This is a genomic window from Neobacillus soli NBRC 102451, assembly GCF_001591665.1.
GTDB classification, from domain to species: domain Bacteria; phylum Bacillota; class Bacilli; order Bacillales; family Cytobacillaceae; genus Neobacillus; species Neobacillus soli.
The window spans coordinates 1-19,914 of the sequence record NZ_BCVI01000079.1 but is presented as its reverse complement, the minus strand read 5'-3'; the positions used below and the strand labels follow the sequence as shown (position 1 = coordinate 19,914).

General features: G+C 35.7%; 21 protein-coding genes and 2 pseudogenes. 20 read left to right on the top strand and 3 right to left on the bottom strand.

The window, feature by feature from the left end; translation table 11 throughout:
- The first annotated feature begins 1,220 nt into the window (after positions 1 to 1,220).
- From BSO02S_RS23925 to BSO02S_RS23875, 12 genes are all read left to right on the top strand, one after another.
- Positions 1,221 to 1,961 (top strand): DedA family protein, encoded by a 741-nt coding sequence (locus tag BSO02S_RS23925; protein ID WP_066073794.1) that lies wholly within the window; start codon positions 1,221 to 1,223, stop codon positions 1,959 to 1,961.
- A 309-nt stretch (positions 1,962 to 2,270) separates the two neighbouring features.
- Positions 2,271 to 3,029: an ABC transporter ATP-binding protein gene (locus tag BSO02S_RS23920; protein ID WP_066073793.1), complete on the top strand. Its 759-nt coding sequence runs from the start codon at positions 2,271 to 2,273 to the stop codon at positions 3,027 to 3,029.
- On the top strand, positions 3,029 to 3,784 hold the full coding sequence (locus BSO02S_RS23915) for an ABC transporter permease (protein ID WP_066073790.1): 756 nt from the start codon (positions 3,029 to 3,031) through the stop codon (positions 3,782 to 3,784). The genes BSO02S_RS23920 and BSO02S_RS23915 overlap by 1 nt, the downstream gene beginning before the upstream one ends.
- 1 nt (position 3,785) lies before the next feature.
- On the top strand, positions 3,786 to 4,325 hold the full coding sequence (locus tag BSO02S_RS23910; protein ID WP_066073788.1) for a COG1470 family protein: 540 nt from the start codon (positions 3,786 to 3,788) through the stop codon (positions 4,323 to 4,325).
- Positions 4,326 to 4,390: 65 nt separating this feature from the next.
- Positions 4,391 to 4,513 (top strand): aspartyl-phosphate phosphatase Spo0E family protein, encoded by a 123-nt coding sequence (locus tag BSO02S_RS23905; protein WP_169802793.1) that lies wholly within the window; start codon positions 4,391 to 4,393, stop codon positions 4,511 to 4,513.
- 110 nt (positions 4,514 to 4,623) lie between these two features.
- Positions 4,624 to 5,289: a PepSY domain-containing protein gene (locus BSO02S_RS23900; RefSeq protein ID WP_066073778.1), complete on the top strand. Its 666-nt coding sequence runs from the start codon at positions 4,624 to 4,626 to the stop codon at positions 5,287 to 5,289.
- A gap of 194 nt (positions 5,290 to 5,483) precedes the next feature.
- Positions 5,484 to 6,158, top strand: coding sequence for a response regulator transcription factor (locus BSO02S_RS23895; RefSeq protein ID WP_066073772.1), 675 nt, complete (start codon positions 5,484 to 5,486; stop codon positions 6,156 to 6,158).
- Positions 6,155 to 7,555, top strand: coding sequence for a HAMP domain-containing sensor histidine kinase (locus BSO02S_RS23890; protein ID WP_066073768.1), 1,401 nt, complete (start codon positions 6,155 to 6,157; stop codon positions 7,553 to 7,555). The genes BSO02S_RS23895 and BSO02S_RS23890 overlap by 4 nt, the downstream gene beginning before the upstream one ends.
- A gap of 559 nt (positions 7,556 to 8,114) precedes the next feature.
- Positions 8,115 to 9,272 carry an MGDG synthase family glycosyltransferase gene (locus tag BSO02S_RS23885; protein ID WP_066073764.1) on the top strand — a complete coding sequence of 386 codons (1,158 nt, stop codon included), beginning with the start codon at positions 8,115 to 8,117 and terminating at the stop codon, positions 9,270 to 9,272.
- Between the two features lie 47 nt (positions 9,273 to 9,319).
- Positions 9,320 to 10,030: a polysaccharide deacetylase family protein gene (locus BSO02S_RS23880; protein ID WP_066073761.1), complete on the top strand. Its 711-nt coding sequence runs from the start codon at positions 9,320 to 9,322 to the stop codon at positions 10,028 to 10,030.
- A 27-nt stretch (positions 10,031 to 10,057) separates the two neighbouring features.
- A complete protein-coding gene (locus BSO02S_RS28165; protein WP_342352011.1) occupies positions 10,058 to 10,183 on the top strand; it encodes a DUF6044 family protein in 126 nt (41 codons plus the stop codon).
- Between the two features lie 289 nt (positions 10,184 to 10,472).
- Positions 10,473 to 11,111, top strand: coding sequence for a DedA family protein (locus BSO02S_RS23875; RefSeq protein WP_066073758.1), 639 nt, complete (start codon positions 10,473 to 10,475; stop codon positions 11,109 to 11,111).
- A 128-nt stretch (positions 11,112 to 11,239) separates the two neighbouring features.
- Here BSO02S_RS23875 and BSO02S_RS23870 read toward each other — a convergent pair whose 3' ends face one another.
- The 3 genes and pseudogenes from BSO02S_RS23870 to BSO02S_RS26670 all read right to left on the bottom strand — a co-directional run.
- Positions 11,240 to 11,833, bottom strand: coding sequence for an undecaprenyl-diphosphatase (locus BSO02S_RS23870; RefSeq protein ID WP_066073755.1), 594 nt, complete (start codon positions 11,831 to 11,833; stop codon positions 11,240 to 11,242).
- A gap of 195 nt (positions 11,834 to 12,028) precedes the next feature.
- Positions 12,029 to 12,115, bottom strand: a pseudogene (locus BSO02S_RS28160) (GNAT family N-acetyltransferase); the annotation flags it as partial.
- A gap of 25 nt (positions 12,116 to 12,140) precedes the next feature.
- Positions 12,141 to 12,269: pseudogene (locus tag BSO02S_RS26670) on the bottom strand (MarR family transcriptional regulator); the annotation flags it as partial.
- A 163-nt stretch (positions 12,270 to 12,432) separates the two neighbouring features.
- On the opposite strand from BSO02S_RS26670, the gene BSO02S_RS23865 reads away from it, so the two are divergent.
- From BSO02S_RS23865 to BSO02S_RS23835, 8 genes are all read left to right on the top strand, one after another.
- Positions 12,433 to 13,974 (top strand): spore germination protein, encoded by a 1,542-nt coding sequence (locus BSO02S_RS23865; protein WP_066073752.1) that lies wholly within the window; start codon positions 12,433 to 12,435, stop codon positions 13,972 to 13,974.
- Between the two features lie 7 nt (positions 13,975 to 13,981).
- Positions 13,982 to 15,091, top strand: coding sequence for a GerAB/ArcD/ProY family transporter (locus BSO02S_RS23860; protein ID WP_066073749.1), 1,110 nt, complete (start codon positions 13,982 to 13,984; stop codon positions 15,089 to 15,091).
- Complete coding sequence (locus BSO02S_RS23855; protein ID WP_066073748.1) at positions 15,066 to 16,304, top strand: Ger(x)C family spore germination protein; 1,239 nt, start codon at positions 15,066 to 15,068, stop codon at positions 16,302 to 16,304. The genes BSO02S_RS23860 and BSO02S_RS23855 overlap by 26 nt, the downstream gene beginning before the upstream one ends.
- 1 nt (position 16,305) lies before the next feature.
- Positions 16,306 to 16,461: a hypothetical protein gene (locus tag BSO02S_RS27340; protein ID WP_157081500.1), complete on the top strand. Its 156-nt coding sequence runs from the start codon at positions 16,306 to 16,308 to the stop codon at positions 16,459 to 16,461.
- A gap of 391 nt (positions 16,462 to 16,852) precedes the next feature.
- Complete coding sequence (locus tag BSO02S_RS23850; RefSeq protein ID WP_235846999.1) at positions 16,853 to 17,371, top strand: CBO0543 family protein; 519 nt, start codon at positions 16,853 to 16,855, stop codon at positions 17,369 to 17,371.
- Positions 17,372 to 17,857: 486 nt separating this feature from the next.
- Positions 17,858 to 18,319, top strand: a complete 462-nt coding sequence (locus tag BSO02S_RS23845) for a GNAT family N-acetyltransferase (protein WP_096190905.1) — start codon at positions 17,858 to 17,860, stop codon at positions 18,317 to 18,319.
- A 240-nt stretch (positions 18,320 to 18,559) separates the two neighbouring features.
- Positions 18,560 to 19,165, top strand: coding sequence for a GNAT family N-acetyltransferase (locus BSO02S_RS23840; RefSeq protein WP_066073740.1), 606 nt, complete (start codon positions 18,560 to 18,562; stop codon positions 19,163 to 19,165).
- A gap of 160 nt (positions 19,166 to 19,325) precedes the next feature.
- Positions 19,326 to 19,914 (top strand): 3-ketoacyl-ACP reductase (locus BSO02S_RS23835; RefSeq protein WP_066073737.1); only part of this gene is annotated, 589 nt, incomplete at its 3' end.

Genomic DNA, 19,914 nt, shown 5'->3' with positions numbered 1-19,914 from the left:
GCAATTAAAATTGCATCCACGCATTTATGTCAAAACAGCAAGCATGCTAGCAACGAACCCATTCTAAAGTTGGTGCCTTACCCCCAATGCAGTAAAGCATTAACACGTAGAGGGGGGTCAGGCACCGTTTTATTGTTGCTATTAATGAAATACCTGCTGTCTTTTTATGACGTTTTTTTCATAGGAATAATATTATTATCTAATTGTTGTTTTTTGATTTTTTTTCGATATACGATTTTAGACAATGTAACACTAAATTCATATAAAACGAATAGTGGTACGATAACTAATATATCTGACATAATATCAGGTGGAGGGTGGTCCATGTGCGCAATTTTTTTAACTTATCGTTTAATATTTGTAATTCTTTCTTTTGTTGATTAATCTTTTTCAAATAGAAAGCTGAAAGTACAGGAACGAAAACTTTTACCACATTTACAATGATAATCATTTCTAATTCTTCTTTAGATATTAATTCATTCGTATGTGAGAATTCAAATACCTCCCAAAAGATATGTATTAATGAAGATACACATAGCATTTTAATACCCAATTTAGGACCAAACCTATATAAGGCAATAAAAATCGAAAGAAAACTAAGAAACCAATAACTGCCAAAAAATGTATTGGAACTAACTTCTCTAGCAATATAGGTAAAATACAGATGGTCATTATTGTCCAACAAATGAAATTCATAAATTTGGGGTTACTTTCCATGTTGTTTTTCAGTTTTAACACTCTGTTTCCACTGTTTCTTGAATAGTGATTTTCTTTTTTAGGGTAACAAATAAAAATGAAATTATTATTGTAAATTTATTAAAAAATTTCCATCTTCATATTACAACATGTTTGATAACTTAAAAAAGAAAAAGTGGAAATATAATCTCTCTTTTGCAAAGTTTTAGAATGATAGATCAATGCGATACCATTACCAAGTTTTATCAAAGACGATAAAACTTTTTTGTGATAAAAAATGCAACATTAATATTTTTTAATCTGTAAAACACGTTAATTTTCATAGACAGTTGGTACTCTATAAAAGTGATATTCGCTTTTTTTATTAACAAAATTAAAATGATTGCTATATCTAATTTTCAAATGTTGAATATGGGTATGGTAAATGAATTTTTACTGAACAACTCATTTAACTTAAATGAAATATTTATAGGTCCCCTTCAGATTTCAGATAGATTCACAGGATAAAATTAGGAGGCAATAATATGGGCCATATTACAGATTATATCAATCAGTTCGGATATATTGTATTATTTGTTGCACTATTGCTGGAGTTGATTGCCTTGCCGTTACCTGGAGAGGTGCTAATGGTGTACAGTGGATTTCTTGTCTTTCAAGGGCAATTAAACTGGACGTTAAGTATACTCGTTGCTGGTATTGGTGCATGTGCTGGAATGACGATTTCGTATTGGGTTGGGAATAAGTTAGGTATACCCTTTTTCGAAAAATACGGACGTAAGTTTCATATGGGAAGGGAACGAATTGAAAAAACTTCACACTGGTATAGTAAATATGGGAATAAGCTGTTGGTCATCGCTTATTTTATACCAGGAGTTAGGCATATTACTGGCTATTTTTCGGGAATTACTCGGCTCCCCTTTAGAACCTTTGCATTGTTTGCCTATAGCGGAGCATTCCTGTGGACAGCAGTCTTCATTACTCTTGGAAAAATATTAGGACCTCAATGGGATCAATTTCACACTTTAATAAAAAAGTACCTTATTATTGGAGGTGTTGTGGCCGCCAGTGCGTTAATCATCATTTACATTTATAAGAAGTACAAAGATCAATTAACAGAAGTTGCTCTTCGAATAAAAAATATGGCTTTAGAGATCCTTCATTTTTTAAATCGATTTAAAACTTACACTGTTTGGACCGCCATGATTTCATTAGGGCTTATTATCAGCTGGTTGTTTAATAGTGGAATTGAAGTATGGATGGATTAAAGTGCGATTCACATTGTTTTTATCTAAAACCATCAGAAGTTGGGATGGAAATTTCAAGCCATTGACACCTACAACATACCACTTTTTTGTATCATTGGATAAACTTTTTAGAAAAACAAGGCACCTATTCAAATAGATGCCTTTTATCTATGTTTCGCTTTTTTTAGAAAAGGAGTTCCATTATTGATGTGATTATGAAAAGATTTTCATCAAAATTTTATCGTTTATTATTTTTACCTTCGGAAGCAATTCATAGTTATCCTTTATGTTTAGTATGTACAAAAAGATGGGTATTAAGGAGGGGTTATCATGATTAAGGCAACAAACTTAACAAAACAATATGACAATGGTTTTGTGGCTGTTGATTCTTTGAATATTCAAGTGAATAAAGGGGATATATACGGTTTTTTAGGTCCAAATGGTGCAGGGAAAACGACCACTATTCGAATGTTAAATGGGTTAATTGAACCAAGTAATGGGAAGGTAACCATTGAAGGGAAAGAAGTAAAAGTTGAGAATGCCTCCGTTAGTAAATTAATTGGGGTACTGCCTGAATCTCATGGTTACTATAATTGGATGACTGGCAGAGAATATTTAAAATTATTTGCCGAACTTTATGGTGTTGAAAAGAAAAGGGTCAAGTCAAGGGTTGATGAGGTTCTTGAGTGGGTAGGGATGGCCGAAAAGGCAAACATTCTAATTGGACAATATTCACGCGGAATGAGGCAAAGAATTGGTATTGCAAAAACCATTGTCCATGAGCCCTCTATTATATTTCTGGATGAACCTACATTAGGACTAGACCCTCAAGGACAAAAAGATATACAGTCAATTATTACGAGATTAAATAAAGAACGCAATGTTACAGTATTTATCACTTCCCATTTATTAAAAGAAATCTCAGAAATCTGTAATCGTGTCGCCATCGTAAAACAAGGGAAACTTCTTGAAGAAGGGTATTTAGATGAATTAATAAAGGGCTATCGTTTGGTCTTAAAGAACGAGAATCCCACATTAGAGGATATATTCTTTCGTCTAACAAGTGATGAAGTAGGGGGGGAACTGTAATGTTTAGTTTAATAAAAAAGGAGATAAGGGAACATGTCCTTTCCCGAAAGGGTGTTTGGATCTTTTTTGCCATTGCTATTTTATTCAGTGGTTTAACCTATAGTTTTATCTCAGTAAAAGAACTAAGTTTGCTTGCTCAAGTTGAGGTAAATATGACCTTTATGAAAGCATTAATTGGAATCAGTATTTTAGTTTCGATTATTTTAGGTTCAACAATGGTTTCTGGTGAGAGGGAACAAGGGACTTTAGAAAGCCTTTTATTGACACCTTTATCAAAGGTGAAAATCATTCTCTCAAAGGTAATTGGAATTCTCGTTTTCTGGCTAATCATCTCCATTGTTTCGATACCGTATTTTTACGCTCTCACCTATGGAACCAACATGTTGTTGACGATTCTCGCCTATTTATATCTCATAGGATTGCCACTTGTTATCAGTTTTTCATTGCTGTCATTAGCCTTTTCTTCATGGATTTCATCCAGTAAAAATGCAACGCTTCTGTCGATCGTTTTGTTTTTAGTGACTGCCATTCCGATGTTTCTTTCAACAACGATGAAGAAATCAGGATTTGCTCATTTAGTAGATTCATTGAGTCCTGTTTCCTCAAGTATGCTGACCTTGAAGGATTGGTTAGTGAATAAATTAAGTGCGGTTACAATCATAACGGATAGTTTACCTGTATTGTGTTTCTTAGTCATTTCCATCATTTGCTTATTCTATTCAAGCAAAAAAATGGACTTTTTAGGGGGGGAGTAATTTGTTAAAAAAGGCAGCAATTATGATAGCACTACTTCTAGGAGTCGTTGCAACTGGGCAAAATGCTTTTGCTAAGGAACAACCAAATATTGAGGTTAAAGTAATCTCTCCAGATCAAGTGAAAGATTATCCGGGTAAAGAGGCAACGGTTAAAGCACAAGTAATCAATCATACAAACCAATCAATAAAAGATTTAGTTGTCTATATAACGATGGCTGATATGGGGAAAAAATGGACAGTTAATCTAGAAGATTATAGTGCCGATAAGCCAGAACAGATTAAAGAATTAAAAGCTGGTGAAACAAAGGAAATTTCACTGCCCATTCGTTTTGTATATACCAGCAATTATTATTTGTACGTGACTGCAACCAGTGCTCATAGTTTAGAGATTTATTCGAGTAATGGAATCCCAATTGAAATAATCGGGAATACAAAAATAGATCCGACGATTATACAAATTGTATCAATAGGGACTCCGCTGCTTGTTCTGGCTTTTGTTGTTATGAATTTTACCAAAAACAGAAGGAAGAGAATTGCTTAAGGAACTATATGGGTATAAAAAAAGACGTAATAAGAAAGATGGATAAGGAAGAGATAATTTTAGAAATGCAACAAAAGCTACACGATACCGTGACAATATATGGATTAGGAAGTAATGAGGCTTTGTTCATCAGTCAACAGTTAGACATGATCATCAACAAAGTAATGAAGGAAAAGCAATTAAAATGAAAATATTTTAATGGAAAGGTTACTTTAATTTTAAATTCAATTCAGAATCACTTCATCGTACAGACTTAAGATAAGGATGTACCACAAAAGCAATTTGAGGAGGAAGACAAATGAAGAAGAAATTTTTAGTACCCGCATTGGCAGTAGCAGTTATAGGAGGCGGGTTGGCTGGTTCTGTTCTAAACACTTCCGTATTCGCAGCAAGCTCTGATAGTACTAGTAAAGTTGAGGTTTCCGATAAGCAAGAACAGCAGAAATTGGAAAAGGAAGCAACCATAACAAAGGAAGAGGCTATTTCAGCCGCATTAAAAGAAGTAGCTGGAAAAGCAACAAAGACTGAACTTGAGGATGAAGACGGTGCAGTGGTTTATGGTATAGAAGTTACTGATAATCAAGGGAAAAAGCAGGATGTAAAAGTTGATGCCAAAACAGGTAAAGTGTTAAAAGTAGAAGCAGATGATGAAAATGAAAAGGGAGATAAAGAAAAAAAGAAAGAAAATGACGGAGAAGTTTCCGATAAGCAAGAACAGCAGCAATTAAAGAAGGAAGCCAAAATCTCTGCAAAAGAAAGTACAACCATTGCCTTAAAAGAGGTCAAAGGCAATGTAACGGATACTGAACTTGAGGATGAAGATGGAACTGTTGCATATGGTGTAGAAATAACAGATGACCAAGGTAAGAAACACGATGTAAAAGTAGATGCCAAAACAGGTAAAGTGCTGAAAGTAGAAGCAGATGATGAAAATGATTCAGAAAATGATAGTGAACAAAAATAGTTAATTTCTAGTAGTAATAAGGGTCCTGCTTGCATTGCAAGTGGGACTTATTCATTTCATAATGGATAGTAGTATAAGTCAATTAATTTAAAAGTTGTTTGTATCATAACCTTTCTTTTTGGTTTAAGATAGTAATGTCATTTTGAACTCATTAAGGACTTCTAAAATAGATGATTTGTGATTTGGAGGAAAAAATGGATATTTTAGTGATTGAAGATGAAGAGGCTTTATCAGAATTTATTGTTCTTGAATTAAAACATGAAGGATACAATGTCACGGCTTCTTATGATGGTAGAGAGGGACTTGAACGTGCATTGGATCAAAAGTGGGATGTAATCCTGTTGGATTTAATGCTGCCGAAATTAAATGGTATGGAGGTTTGCAGAAGGTTAAAAGCAGTTAAGGATATACCCATTATTATGATTACGGCAAGAGATAGCGTCATGGATAGGGTATTAGGGCTTGATAGTGGTGCCGATGATTACATACCAAAACCATTTGCAATCGAAGAATTATTGGCAAGAATTCGAGTCATTATGCGGAGAGAAGAAAAAAGGAACGACTCCCCTTCTTTACTCTTATCATTTAAAGACCTAGAGTTAAATATCGAATCCAGGTTATTAAAAAAGGACCAGCAAATAATAGAATTAACGAAGAAAGAATACGACTTATTATTTATGTTTATGAAAAATATTAATCGAGTCTTAACAAGAGAGGTTCTCCTCGAAAATATCTGGGGGTATGATACAGCGGTTGAAACGAATGTCGTGGATGTCTATGTGAGACATCTTCGAAATAAACTGGATTCTGTGGATAAAGAAAGTTATATCCAAACAATGAGAGGTATGGGGTATGTGATGAGGGAATGAGAAAGATAATAGGACGGTTTCCAACCAACATCAATATAAAATGGAAGTTAACTTTATGGGCAGCCTTTTTAATGCTATTTTTATTTTTTTCTTATAATATTTTGCAGTATTTTGTCATTCAGAACTGGGTAGTTAAACAGGAGAAGAGTACCATTCAAAAAAAAATGGACGAAGTAACTGCTTATATTCAAGACTCTATTTTTACCGGGAAGATTTCCGAAAGTGAACATTATTTAGACGTTCTCAACGAAAAATATCAGCTGATTCGAATTGTGAATGAAAACAATACCCCCTTATTTACGATATCGGATAAGGTACCCCAGAGCTGGGTGGCTCCTAAATATGTAACAAAAGAAGAGCTTGTGGAATTTTCTCCACAAGGGGATCGCCTGCTGATCTACCGTAAGCCTATCAAAGTAAATGGTTTTAAAGGAACAGTAGAAATTGTCCGAAATCTAGAGAATTTTGATAGTCTCATTAATCAAATACTTACATTAGTGATGATCACAGGTCTGGTAGCTATTATCCTCAGCCTATTGGGCGGAAGAATTATTTCTTTTCAACTATTGAAGCCCATCAATTCGATGATAAGAACTATGAAGAGAATAAAAGAAACTGGATTAAACGAAAGGGTTCAGGTCAAGAAGCAGCGTGATGAAATGACAGAATTAGGTGTTATGTTTAATGAATTAATGGACAACTTAGAAAAATCATTTTACCAGCAGCAGCAATTCGTTGAGGACGCTTCCCACGAACTAAAAACACCACTATCCATTATTCATGGGCATCTATCGCTTATTAATCGTTGGGGAAAGGACAATCCTGAAATATTAGACCGTTCTATTCAACTAAGTTTAAATGAAACCAATCGACTTATTCACCTTGTTTCGGAATTACTGACTCTCTCAAGAGTAGAAGAATCCACTAGAACCATGAACCCCATGGAAAAAGTCAAAATAAAAGAGATATTGGTGGATATTGTTGAAAATTTCAATACGTTAAATAATGATTTTGAAATATTCTCCACTATAGATATTAGTACGGATTTTACTATAAATATTCTAAAGAGTCACCTTGAACAAATTATGATCATTTTATTAGACAACGCCATTAAATATTCAGCAAATGAAAAAGTAATACAGATTAATGTAAGACATACAGACAAGCTATTGACGATTGAGGTAAAAGATTATGGAATGGGTATCACGAAAGAAGAATTACCTTTTGTGGTCAATCGGTTTTATCGTGTGGATAAGGCAAGAAGTAGAAAACATGGTGGTAATGGGTTAGGACTGTCAATTGCAAAAAGATTATTAGATATGTATCAAGGGACTATAGAAATTGACAGTGTATATGGGAAATGGACGAAGGTTATGATTGCTTTTCCACTAGATTGATTATGAATGATTTTTCTTTACTATGTTTTAGTAAAACTTTTTAAAAGGAGAAAAAGTAAAGAAAAAGTTTGAACGAAAGAGCAGTACCCAGAAAGGACAGATCCTTTATGGGTACTGCTCTTTTTTTCATTCCTCGCACATATCCGCTAATTTACAACCCTCCAGTACGACTAAAATGATGCAATTCTAGTGAATCAAAATATTGGAAAAACAAAAGAGCCAATTTAATTCCCCTTCTTTTGGCTATTTGCGTTTTTATGTCAAGATGAAAATTCTTTAATTAATTTAACAGCATAATTTTAATTCTATTTTGTTACTTTTATATTGTGGACGCTAACATGCCCGGTTGATGAATCAATCTTATCTACACTTGTCCAACTCAACCATAAGTAGAATTCAGTAAAAAGTATCATATATCGGAAAAAAGGATGATTATCACTGGTATTCCTGTACATGAGGAACAAAATTCGAGAAATTGGCCTTTAAGCCAAGTGAGCCAACCAAAGGGTTACGATTACGATTTAGCAAGAGCATAGATTCATTAGAGGAGGGAAAAGACATGAATGGTCGTGAAAAGGATAAATACCTTATACTTTCAGCAACATTTGGTGAGGGACATAAACAAGTTGCAAATGCCATAAGCGAAACTGTAGATTATATGCTTGCTGATGCGGAGCCTATCACTATCGATGTAATGGAGTGGATTCATCCCTACCTTTATCCGATTAGTCATTACCTATACAAAAAAGGAATAAATAAGTTTCCTCAATTGTATAGCTTTTTCTACAGGAAAACTCGTGTAAGAAGTTCCTTTTCCGTCAAGTTGAATTCACTCTTTTTATTGGGAATGCAGTCTATGCTTAAAATCATACAAGAAATAAAGCCAAAAGTAGTGGTTAGTACTTACCCATTTGCTGCTGGAATTATATCGAAATTAAAAGAACAGGGATTGATCGATATTCCGGCAGTAACCATCATAACGGATTATACGGACCATTCCTATTGGATTTATCCCTATACTGATCAATATGTGGTGGGTTCCACTCAGGTGCGTGACCGTTTAATTTCTTTGGGGGTAAAGGAATATAAAATTAAATACACTGGAATACCCGTACGGAAAATATTTATGGAGGCACTCCCAAGGGAGCTTCTCATAGAGAAGTATCGGATCAAACCAAATATCTTCACCATTCTCATCATGGGCGGGGGAGATGGCTTTTTTGGAAAAGGACTTTCAACCTTCCGTGCATTGGAATTAATCACCACACCGATCCAACTTATCATTGTTTGCGGAAGAAATAAGAAGTTAAAAAAACAATTAGAGTGTGAATTAAAAGACTCTAAGCATGATGTGAGAATAATGGGCTATTGCGAAAACATTCATGAATTAATGGCTATATCAGACCTAATGATCAGCAAGCCGGGGGGTGTCACAACCTCTGAGGCATTGGCGATGGAATTGCCATTATTAATCTATCATTCACTGCCCGGTCAAGAAGAAGACAATGCGGAATATTTATTTAGTTCGGGATACGCTTTTGTTGCGAAGTCAGAGAAGGATTTGATTGAACAGGTTGAAAATCTTGTAAAAGATTCAGCACCATTAAAATTAATGAAACAGAGGATCAAGAAACATCAAAGCAAAACATCTTCTTCAGAAGCCCTTCGTGTGATTGTCAAGGCGGCAAATCGTGGACAAACACAAAAAATAGGATAATAGAATAATGATTCAAAAGCAAGAGGAAATTGAGGTGAGTACTTAGTATGGTCTACATTGTTTCGGCCATAATCTTTTTCATTTTATTATATACCGTTATACCTTATTTCTTATCACGCGGATTAGGGCTAAATATTTTTAAAAGAGGAGTAGATCCTTCAAAGATTGCCTTTACCTTTGATGACGGGCCAGATCCGATTTATACCCCGATTCTTCTTGATTTATTGAAGAAAAATGAGGTGAAAGCAACCTTTTTTGTAGTCGGCTCCAAAGCGGAAAAGCATCCTGAGTTGATCCAGCGTATGCATCAAGAAGGCCATTTAATTGGGATTCACAATTATGTCCACCATTCGAACTGGTTGATGTCCCCTTGGAAGGTTCGTAAGGGGCTGGAGGATACAGCTAGAATTATCGAAAATATCACTGGGGTGAGCCCCGTCTATTATCGCCCCCCGTGGGGATTGCTCAATCTATTTGATCTTTTCCAAAGAAGTAACTACAAGATCATCCTCTGGTCTGTAATGGCGGATGATTGGAGGACCAGAGGAGGGAGTGAAAAGATCAAGCAGCGCCTTCTTGCAAACATAAAAGGCGGCGATGTCATCCTACTGCATGACTGCGGGGATACGCCGGGAGCAGAGTCAGATGCTCCAAGGAATACGATTAATGCATTGAAGGATGTTTTAAAACAAGTGGAAACAAAAGAATTGACATGCGTTCGGATCGATGAGCTGTTAAAGGAAAGGCATTCCCTTTAAGGTGAAAGTAAGATTTGAGATGTTGAGATGGGGGGAGATTATATCCTGTCTGCTGTCCCGATTAAGAATGCAAAGGAAAATCATCTTGATTTACTAAGGATTTTTCAATCAAAAGACGCTTATTGGAAAATTTACTTATATAAGGTGACATAAAGATTCATTGTGGATTATGAAAGAATTTTCATCCAATTTTAATGCTGTATTATTTTAACCTTTGGAAGAGATTCATAGTCATTCTTTATGCTTAGAGTGTACCTACTAAAGTGAGTAGTAAGGAAAGGGTATAATGATTAAGATAACAAAAATCAGATAAACATCCTTCATAATAAGCTGCAAATAAAAAAATTGAAATCTGTAGTTAATATTGATTAATAAATTGTTTACATTATAAGACTAGAGGGTAAAATTAGTAAAATGTAATTATATGTTAGGAGATAATTAAGTGAGCAATCTGATTGATATTTTTTTGCATCTCGATAAGCATTTGAGTCTTTACATGAATGAATATGGGCTATTTATTTATGTCATCCTATTTGCCATCATTTTTTGCGAAACGGGCCTTGTCATTATGCCGTTTTTACCGGGGGACTCACTACTTTTTGCGACTGGGGCTTTAGCGGCAGCAGGTTCCATCAAATTACTGCCTATATACCTAATCTTTTGCATTGCTGCCATAGCTGGGGATACAGTGAATTACTCCATTGGGTATTTCTTACGGAACAAGGTTATTGCACGGGAGAATATTCCTTTCATTAAAAAGGAGTATTTGGATCAGACCAGTAAATTCTTTGAAAAGCATGGTTCTGCTACCATCATCCTGGCCAGGTTCATTCCAATTATTCGGACTTTTGCCCCTTTCGTGGCTGGAGTGGGTAAGATGTCATACTCGAAATTTATATCGTTCAATGCAATTGGTGGAATTTTTTGGGTTAGTATAGCCTTATTTGCTGGCTATTTCTTTGGTAATATTCCGATTATAAAAGATAACTTTAGCATAGTGATTATTGGAATCATAGTGGTTTCGCTACTGCCTATTGTATTTGCATTTATTAAAAATAAAAGGACCGCAAAAAACCTTTAGAAGTTTCATACTAATTAATTAGACCAAGTGAGAGGACATGACTGGGAACTTCCGGTCAGCTCTCTTTTCTCCCTCAAAGAATGAAAAACATCGGCATTTGAAAAAGCCGGTGTTTTTATTATGACTATCTATTTTAAAGATGCGGTGGTAGTTTCACTTTCAGTCGTTTTCGGAACAAACGGTATCCGGTTATATAGGTGGATAATGGCATTGGCAATGGGTTCAAGAAACGGACTTAGCTTGTAAACAATAATACTAATGACTAACGAAACGACCATGCTTCCTAGAATATCAAATGGGTAATGATGCCCCACGTAGATACGGGAGAAACCTGTTAAGAAGGCAAACAAAAGCATTCCTACTCCGATTTTTCGATGAACGAAAAGAACTGCTAGTGCTAAGGAAAAGGCGCCGGTTGTATGGTCACTTGGAAACGAAGCGTCCGCTGCATGGTCAACTAATAGATGAACGGTATGTGTTACAAACGGGCGTGGTTCAAAGTAGATATGACCGATGACGAAGTTCATTAATAGTCCCAGAACACCAGTAATCGCAGCGTAAACGACTGTTTTTTTATACTGATTTTTTCCGAAAAACCAAATGAGAAGTAAGACAATGGCATAGATAATCAATGCGTTATTTGTAACACCGGCCATCAAGCTATCTAAAAAGGGGTGATGACCAGCTAAATGATTAATGGATTTAAATATATTGTAATTCATATTAGACTCCTTATGTTTTGTCATATCCCAAGTACTCTTGGGCCAAATTGGGTACCTTAACTATATAAAAGAAATCTAAACGGGCTATGAAAGGAACATTAAAAATCAATTAAAAAATGAAAAATATCGCATTGTAAAAATAGTGCCTGACCCCCGATGCGTTAAAGCTTTAATACGCTGGGGTCAGGCACCACTTTTAAATGTGTCATTAAATGTTTCATAACTAATTTCTTGAAGTCTGCGTAAATCTTCAAGGGTACACTTTTTTATATTTATAGTCATTTGTATATGTCGCTCCTTTATATAATCAATAATTTCTCTTGTTTCCCTTTTTTACGAATTCCAAGTCTTTTTCTATATTATTTCTTACTCTTTGAAGAAGATTGAAAATGGTTTCTACTTCTCTTTCAGAAAATCCATCTAATGCAACGATATTTAAGGAAAATTGGTACCTGTCCCCCAGTGCAATAAAGTATTAACGCAGCGGGGGTCAGGCACCATCTTTAGGATTAAAAGGGTGCGAACCATTTTCGCACCTTTTTACATACATAAATACCCCTAATAATGGAAAACTATATAAAAATTAGGGGTGGTTCGGGATGAGGAGAAAGATTTTAAAATCATTGAATAAAACATTCAATTCAGAACCACAATTTAGCGAACAATCCAATGCAAATGACATTGAATTAAAAAAACAAGATATTAGCCGTCATTATGCACAAAATATCGAGACTTTTAAATCGATTTTTTCCATACCGAAAAATATTGATGTCAAAGTCCGTGAGTTTACCATTCGTTCTCTCAATCTCCGTGCCTTTATCATTTATATCGGTACCATGGTAGACACCGATCAGGTTCAGAGGAGCATAGTGAAGCCGCTAATTGAAAATGAGCAGCCCTCAAGAAAGATTCAAGATATTGTGTCCTTCCCGGTCGGAAAGACAATCATTAATATTGGAGAAATTACGGAAAACATTACTAGGGGTATTACCGCGCTCTTTGTGGATGGAGATCATCAATGCTATGTATTTGAAACGACGAAAATTGAAGGTCGCGGCATTGAAAAATCCGATAATGAAGTCATTGTCAAAGGGGCAAAAGAGGCTTTTAACGAAAAGCTGGCTGATAATATTGCGTTAATCCGTAAAAAAATTAAAAATGAAAACCTGATTGTTGAAGCCCATGTGATTACCAAACGGTCCAGAAACGATGTATTGATTGTTTATGAAAAAGACTTGGTAAATGATGAACTGCTTCAAAAGATAAAAAATCGGCTGGCTTCGATTGATACGGATAGTATTCTTGATTTAAGTATATTGGAACAGTATCTGGAGGAACGACCAAGGTCGTTATTTCCTACCCTTTTAAACACGGAACGTCCTGACAGGGCGGCCTCTTTTCTTGAAGAAGGTCATATCGTTTTGTTAATGTCCAATTCACCAAACTGTATTGTCCTCCCAGCTACCTTTTGGGCCTTGTTCCATTCACCGGAGGATCATTACCTGCGTACACCGTATGGAAATTTCATCAGGTTTTTGCGATTCCTTGCTTTATTTATCTCACTTTTTGCCTCTTCCTTTTATATTGCGATTACAAATTATCATGTTGGGATGATCCCGCCTGATTTGTTAATGGCCATGGCCGGAACAAGGGAACGAGTTCCATTTCCATCTATTATTGAAATCTTAATGATGGAAATTGCCTTTGAATTGATTCGTGAAGCCGGACTCCGTGTACCCTCCCCAATTGGGCCGACAATCGGGATTGTCGGTGCCTTAATTTTGGGCCAGGCTGCTGTTCAAGCGAATATCATCAGTCCGATTGTCATCATTGTCATCGCCCTAAGCGGATTAAGCTCTTTTATCATTAGTGATACAAGCATGAATTTTGCCATTCGCATATCGCGCTTTTTAATTATCTTTGCAGCAGGCTTTCTTGGCATTTATGGGGTAGCCGCATTAAGTATTGTCGGCTTGTTTTATCTAGTTTCGTTAAAATCGTTTGGCACACCATATTTTGCACCGATGACGCCACATTTTTTCTCTGGAAAAGACTTACTTATCCGACATGTTCCGATGAAGGCGAGCTTTCGACCAGGATATTTAAAAACAAAGGATATGGTCAAACAAAGAAAGGATTAACAATCTGATGAATCAGCAGCCTGGAAAACTTGGAATACGTGAATATGTGTCCATGGTTATTTTAATGGTTGGGTTGAAAGCAACAGAAGATACTCCGGCCGCTTTGTATAATATGGTGCAAAATGCTGCGTGGATGATTCCGATCCTATCGGCTGGCATCTTTTTTATCCCGCTTTTTTTGTTAATCAAGACGATGTCGTTATATCAAGAGAAAAACCTATTTTTTGTGATTCAAAAATTGTTTGGAAAATATATTGGATTCTTTGTTTGCCTACTTATTTTTATCATTAGTTCATTTGGCCTTTCGTTTGATTCAAGAACATATACAAATATCATTCGGGTGTATTATTTTAAAACAACCCCGGTCCTGCTCCTTTATGCTCTTTTAATGACCGTTTGTGCATATGGTGCGAAGAAAGGGATTAAGCATATCGGGTCTGTTGCCTATTTGCTTATATTTTCTATAATTCTCTCCCTGTTTGTGGTGTTTGGATTAAGTACTCAAGATAGTAATATCCAAGCCGTTTTTCCTTTTTGGGGTACTGGAAGACTGGAAATATTGAAGTCTAGCGCTCAAAGATTATCCCTTTTTGTTGAATTTTTTATGCTTACGATGCTCGTTCCCTTCTTTACGTCAAGTAAGGATTTTCGAAAGGGCACCTGGATCGCCTATATTTACGTCAGTATCCAAATTAGCGCAGCTACTCTCTTTTTCATATGCTTGCTTGACCATTCCTTAGGTGAAATGGGCTACCCATTTCATACAGCGATTCGCTATATTTCACTTGGAAGTTATATTCCTAATATTGAAATCGTCTTTTTCATTTTATGGGTTATGGCATCGTTTATTCGCTTTACAGTCTTTTTGTACATTAACGCCCTGATGTTCGGGGAAACTTTTCACATTAAAGACTTTGAATTCCTAATTCCATCACTTGCAACGATTTATTTATTGATTGGGAGTATACCGGAAACACCACTTCAGGTTGGGATTGAACTGAAACCTTTTATAGCAACCACAGCTGGTCTTTTATTCACTGCCGTTTCCATTATAGTATGGCTGACCGCATTGTTAAAAGGAGAATTTAAACATGCAAAAAACAAAAATAATATCTAGAATTTTGTTGCTTTTCGTGATTGTCTTTTCCTTAACAGGCTGTTGGGATCGTGAAGAATTAGAAGATAGATCATATGTGATCGGGCTCGGACTTGATCACTCCAAACATAAGGGGAAAATCAAAGTCACGATGTTACTTGCCAATCCTGAAGTTGGGAGCATGCAAGGCGGTGGCGGTTCAACCGAAAAGCCTCGGGAGATTATCTCATTTGATGCCAATGATCTCATTGTGGCGAAAGTAACGGCTAATGCGATTATCTCTCGACTTATCAGTTATGATCTATTAAAGATTATTGTGGTTTCTGAGGAATTTGCTAGGGATCCTAAATTTTGGAATATCATTTCTGACGTTTCCTACGATAAAGAAATTCGGATGAATGCTTATTTAGCCGTATCGAAAGAAAAGGCAAGCGAATATTTTCTGAAAAATAATCCGAAAATGGAGACAAGGCCACATAAGTACTTTCAATACATGATCGATCATGGGATTGAAAATGGACTTATTCCCGATTCTACTCTTTTTCGCCTTTTTAGGACTACGGAAAGAGGAACAGACCTCTTTTTAGCGATGAATACAACAGCCGTAATGGAAAAGCATCCTAAATTTAAAGGGGAAGATGAATATTATGCTGGACAAGTGAATGCATCAGGAGAGTTGGATGATACCCAATTTATCGGATCAGCAGTATTTTGGAATGGTGTGATGATTGGGAAGCTTACTGGTCAAGAAACAAGCATCATCAATACTCTTGATGATACAACGAATATCAGTGACTTTTTAGTGAATATACCTAATCCTTTTCCCGGCATACGGAAATCATTTGCAGTAAGAGTCTTGAAAAGAGAAAAAAATAAAGTCAAAATGAATCTAAAGGGTCCTAGGCCAAAGATATTTATCACCCTCCCATTAAATTTTGATATCATGTCAAATCCATCAATGGTCGATTTTTCTAAGAAAAAAAACCGAGAAATCTTAAAAAAGGAAATAGCCCGCCATTTAAAAAAAGAAAATGAAGAGGTGTTAAAAAAAGCTCAGAAAGAATTAAAAGGTGCACCATACCCATTGTCCTTTTATGCCCGGAAATATTTCGGAACGATTCAGGAATTTGAAAAATTCAATTGGGCCAAATCGTATCTAAAAGCGGATATTTACGTAAAAGCGGATATAGAAATTGTGGATTATGGAAAAAAGGCAAAGAAGGTGGGGAAATAGGTTGAAGATAGTCACCATCGTTGTGCTGCTTGCTATAACAGCTTATACAATAGGTTTTGGTATTACCTTATGGAAGGAAAAACAAAAATTTGGGGCGGTGGCTGTTTTTTTTCTTTCCCTTGCCTTACTTGTTCTCCCGTTTTTTTCAATTTTTTAATACTAAAAAAGGGGATTTCTGACCAAATATTGGTGCCTGTCCCCCCGGTGCAATAATGCTTTAACACACTGGGCCAGGCACTTTCTTTGCTAAACTCCTCGACTGAAAAAGGACATTTTTTAATGTTACTGGTGAAAACAAGTCGCATTTGGTAGAAAATTTGCATCGGCCACTCCCTATTTCCAGCTCAATTAATTTGAACTGCGGTCCTGCTCGCTGAGAGCCAAGTTTAATAACTCCCCACCATTAAAATAAGTTTATAATGAAAAAACTTCCAGAATAGATGCCTCATAAGCTATGAGTCAACAATGAATAACAAAGCCATATTTCAAGAAATAGAATCTAAGGGCTAATATTTACTTTATTTAGAAAAATATGCGTGGGGCAGGTGATGGGTATGATCGCAATTGTTCTTTCTATATCATGGACTATAGCTGCCATAAAATATGGAGACCGTGACTGGAGAAAATATTATCCTTCTATGTTATTTTCGGCACTTGGGAATGCGTTATATGAAATCCTCTGTTACAAATTTCAATTGTGGCAAATGGAACCAAATGGATTAGGATTCACAATAATACCCATGTTGCTATTAATTCTAGTTGGAATGCCCTTATCAACATGGGTCTTTTTATCTAAATATCCTTACAATTCGGGCATTTATAATAAAGGTATTTATGTTTTAATTTTCATATTGTTATTCATCGCTTTGGAGTTTATATCTGTAAAATTGGGAGCAATTACTTATCATCACGGATGGAATCTTGGATGGTCATTATCATTTGTGACAGTCATGTTTATGGTCATTAGATTGCATTATACAAAGCCCATATTAGCATTAATCATTTCATTACCGTTTACCCTTATTTTATGCATGATTTTCGAAGTGACGTTGGATAAAATGAAGTAAGATAAAAACAACAGATTTCTAAGATAAAATGGTTTTGCCGAAAGTTGATATTGATTAACAATTATCTTTTCTATTTAACTAAAGGTAGCGTATTAAGAGGCAGAAGGATACTCCTCCTGCCTAACTGTTATCATAGTACTCGCAAGCATTCTTGCACAAACGCCGGTGTGTAGCCTGATTGTGCCCGAGAAGCCAATTTTTTAGGAAAATGGTATTAATGAGGGAACCGTCTTTCCAAAAAAGTTTTTTAACTCTCCCTCTTTTAAGTTTTAAATGTTATTTGGGTCTTTATGGTAAAATTGTTAAAGAGGAGAGGATTGGTGCGTCATATTAGAGGATAAGGAATGGAGTAAAAAGTACTAGCTAAATACTCATTTAAATTGGGAGGCTTTTTATACATAAATGTGTATGAAGCCTTATTTTCTATAAAAATATCTTTCGCAAATCAATGTCTATTGCTAGTTTTACAATGATGGAGGGATGTTCATGCATAAGGTTCAATGGAAGGAAATTGAAATAGAGAAAAGAAATACGTTTAAAGACTATCTCCTTTTGGCAGATGAAAGCGAAGAAATCGTGAGCGAGTACATAAATGATGGTGAGATGTTCGCCGTTCACTGCGAAGGCCAAATCATTGGGGTGGCCTTATTTATTTTTCATCCGAATGGGATTGTTGAGCTTAAAAATATTGCTATATCCGAAGGTTACCGTGGAAAGGGCTTAGGAAAACAAGTAGTGAAAGAGGCTTTTCATTTATATAAATTGAAGGGGTTCCATAAAATGATTGTCGGCACAGCCAATTCAAGTATAGATAACCTAGCCTTTTATCAAAAATTAGGTTTCAGGATGACCGAAATTAAAAAGGATTTCTTTAAAAAATACCCAACTCCTATCTATGAGAGTGGGATTAGGGCATTGGATATGGTGATGTTGGAAATAGATTTATAACCTTTGTGAGGTAATTTCAATTGATAAAATTAACCAATTATCATTTCCAAAGAACTACTGGAAAATACTGATAATATGAGTTTATTATATGAATTAATTAGGTGTGAAATTTAGACCATGGCATACCCAGGGTGGGGATATAAGGAAAATACCAATGGCCTTGGACGAATAGTTAATAAAAACAAATAGTATCCCAACTATTAAATTAGACGAGAAAAGATGAAAGTGGTGAAAGAATAAATGAACTTGGAAACTGTTTTTAATGGCCTCCCTATTTTGAAGTCAGATTATATAACTCTGAAAAAGGTTGAAGAGAATCATCTTGAAGATGTATTTGAAATTTATAGTAATGATCGGGTGTTTGAATTTTGCGGGATCATCCCTAAGCACAATAAGGATACTTTGAAAAAAATGATTGGACACTTTGAAAGGGATTATCATAAAAAAACAAGGGTTAAGTGGGGAATATTTACTAACGAAAATGAAAAATTAGTGGGCATCATCGAAGCACTGGATTTTAATCAAAAAGTAAATATGGTCACAATTGGCTACTTTTTAGCAGAATCCTATTGGGGCAAGGGTATAGCAACCCAATCTGTTCAATTATTGGTAGAGTTTTTCTTTAAAGAGGTGAATGTCAATCGGATTCAGGCAGAGGTCATGCCCTTAAATATGAATTCAAAGAAGGTATTAATAAAAAATGGGTTTATGAAAGAAGGGACATTAAGACAAGCAACCCTATGGTCAGGAAAAGGGATTGTTGATTTGGAAATTTATGGACTGCTTAAAGAAGACTTTGATAAACTTCAAGACAAGGTAGTCCTAGACTTAATTTACCCGGGATGAAAGAAAGGAAAATGGGATAGCCGTGAAGCCCTTTTAAAAGGGTGAAATTTATATTGGTGTCTGACCCCCAGTGCAGTCTTCCTCTTTTTATCTTTGTGAGCATACTGTTAGATTAATTTTCCCACAATAATATAATGAGAAATAGAAGGAGCTGTTGGTCATGACACAATCATTAAAAGGAAAAGTAGCGTTTGTAACAGGTGCTGGAAGAGGTATTGGCAAGGCGGTTGCAATTGCATTAGCAAATGAAGGTGTAAACATTGGTTTACTCGCAAGAACTGAGACTGCATTAAGGGAAGTCGTAAGTGAAGTGGAAGGTTTAGGAGTAAAAGCAACTTATGCAGCCGTTGATATTTCCTCTCAGGAAGATGTAGAAGAAGCGGTTAAAAAAATCACTGGCGAGTTGGGCACCGCTGATATACTGATCAATAATGCAGGAATTGGAAAATTTGCAACACTTTTAGAAATGGATCCAAAAGAATGGAAGAGAATCATTGATGTTAACTTAATGGGCCTCTATTATGTAACACGTGCGGTTCTTCCTCAACTAATTGAAAAAAATCGCGGTGATATTATCAATATTTCGTCTACAAATGGTTTAAGCGGCGCAGCCACATCCAGTGCCTATAGTGCATCTAAATTCGGAGTAATCGGCTTAACGGAATCATTAGCACAAGAAGTACGAAGAAATAATATCCGCGTTACAGCATTAACTCCGAGTACCGTTGCTACTGAACTTGCGGTTAACA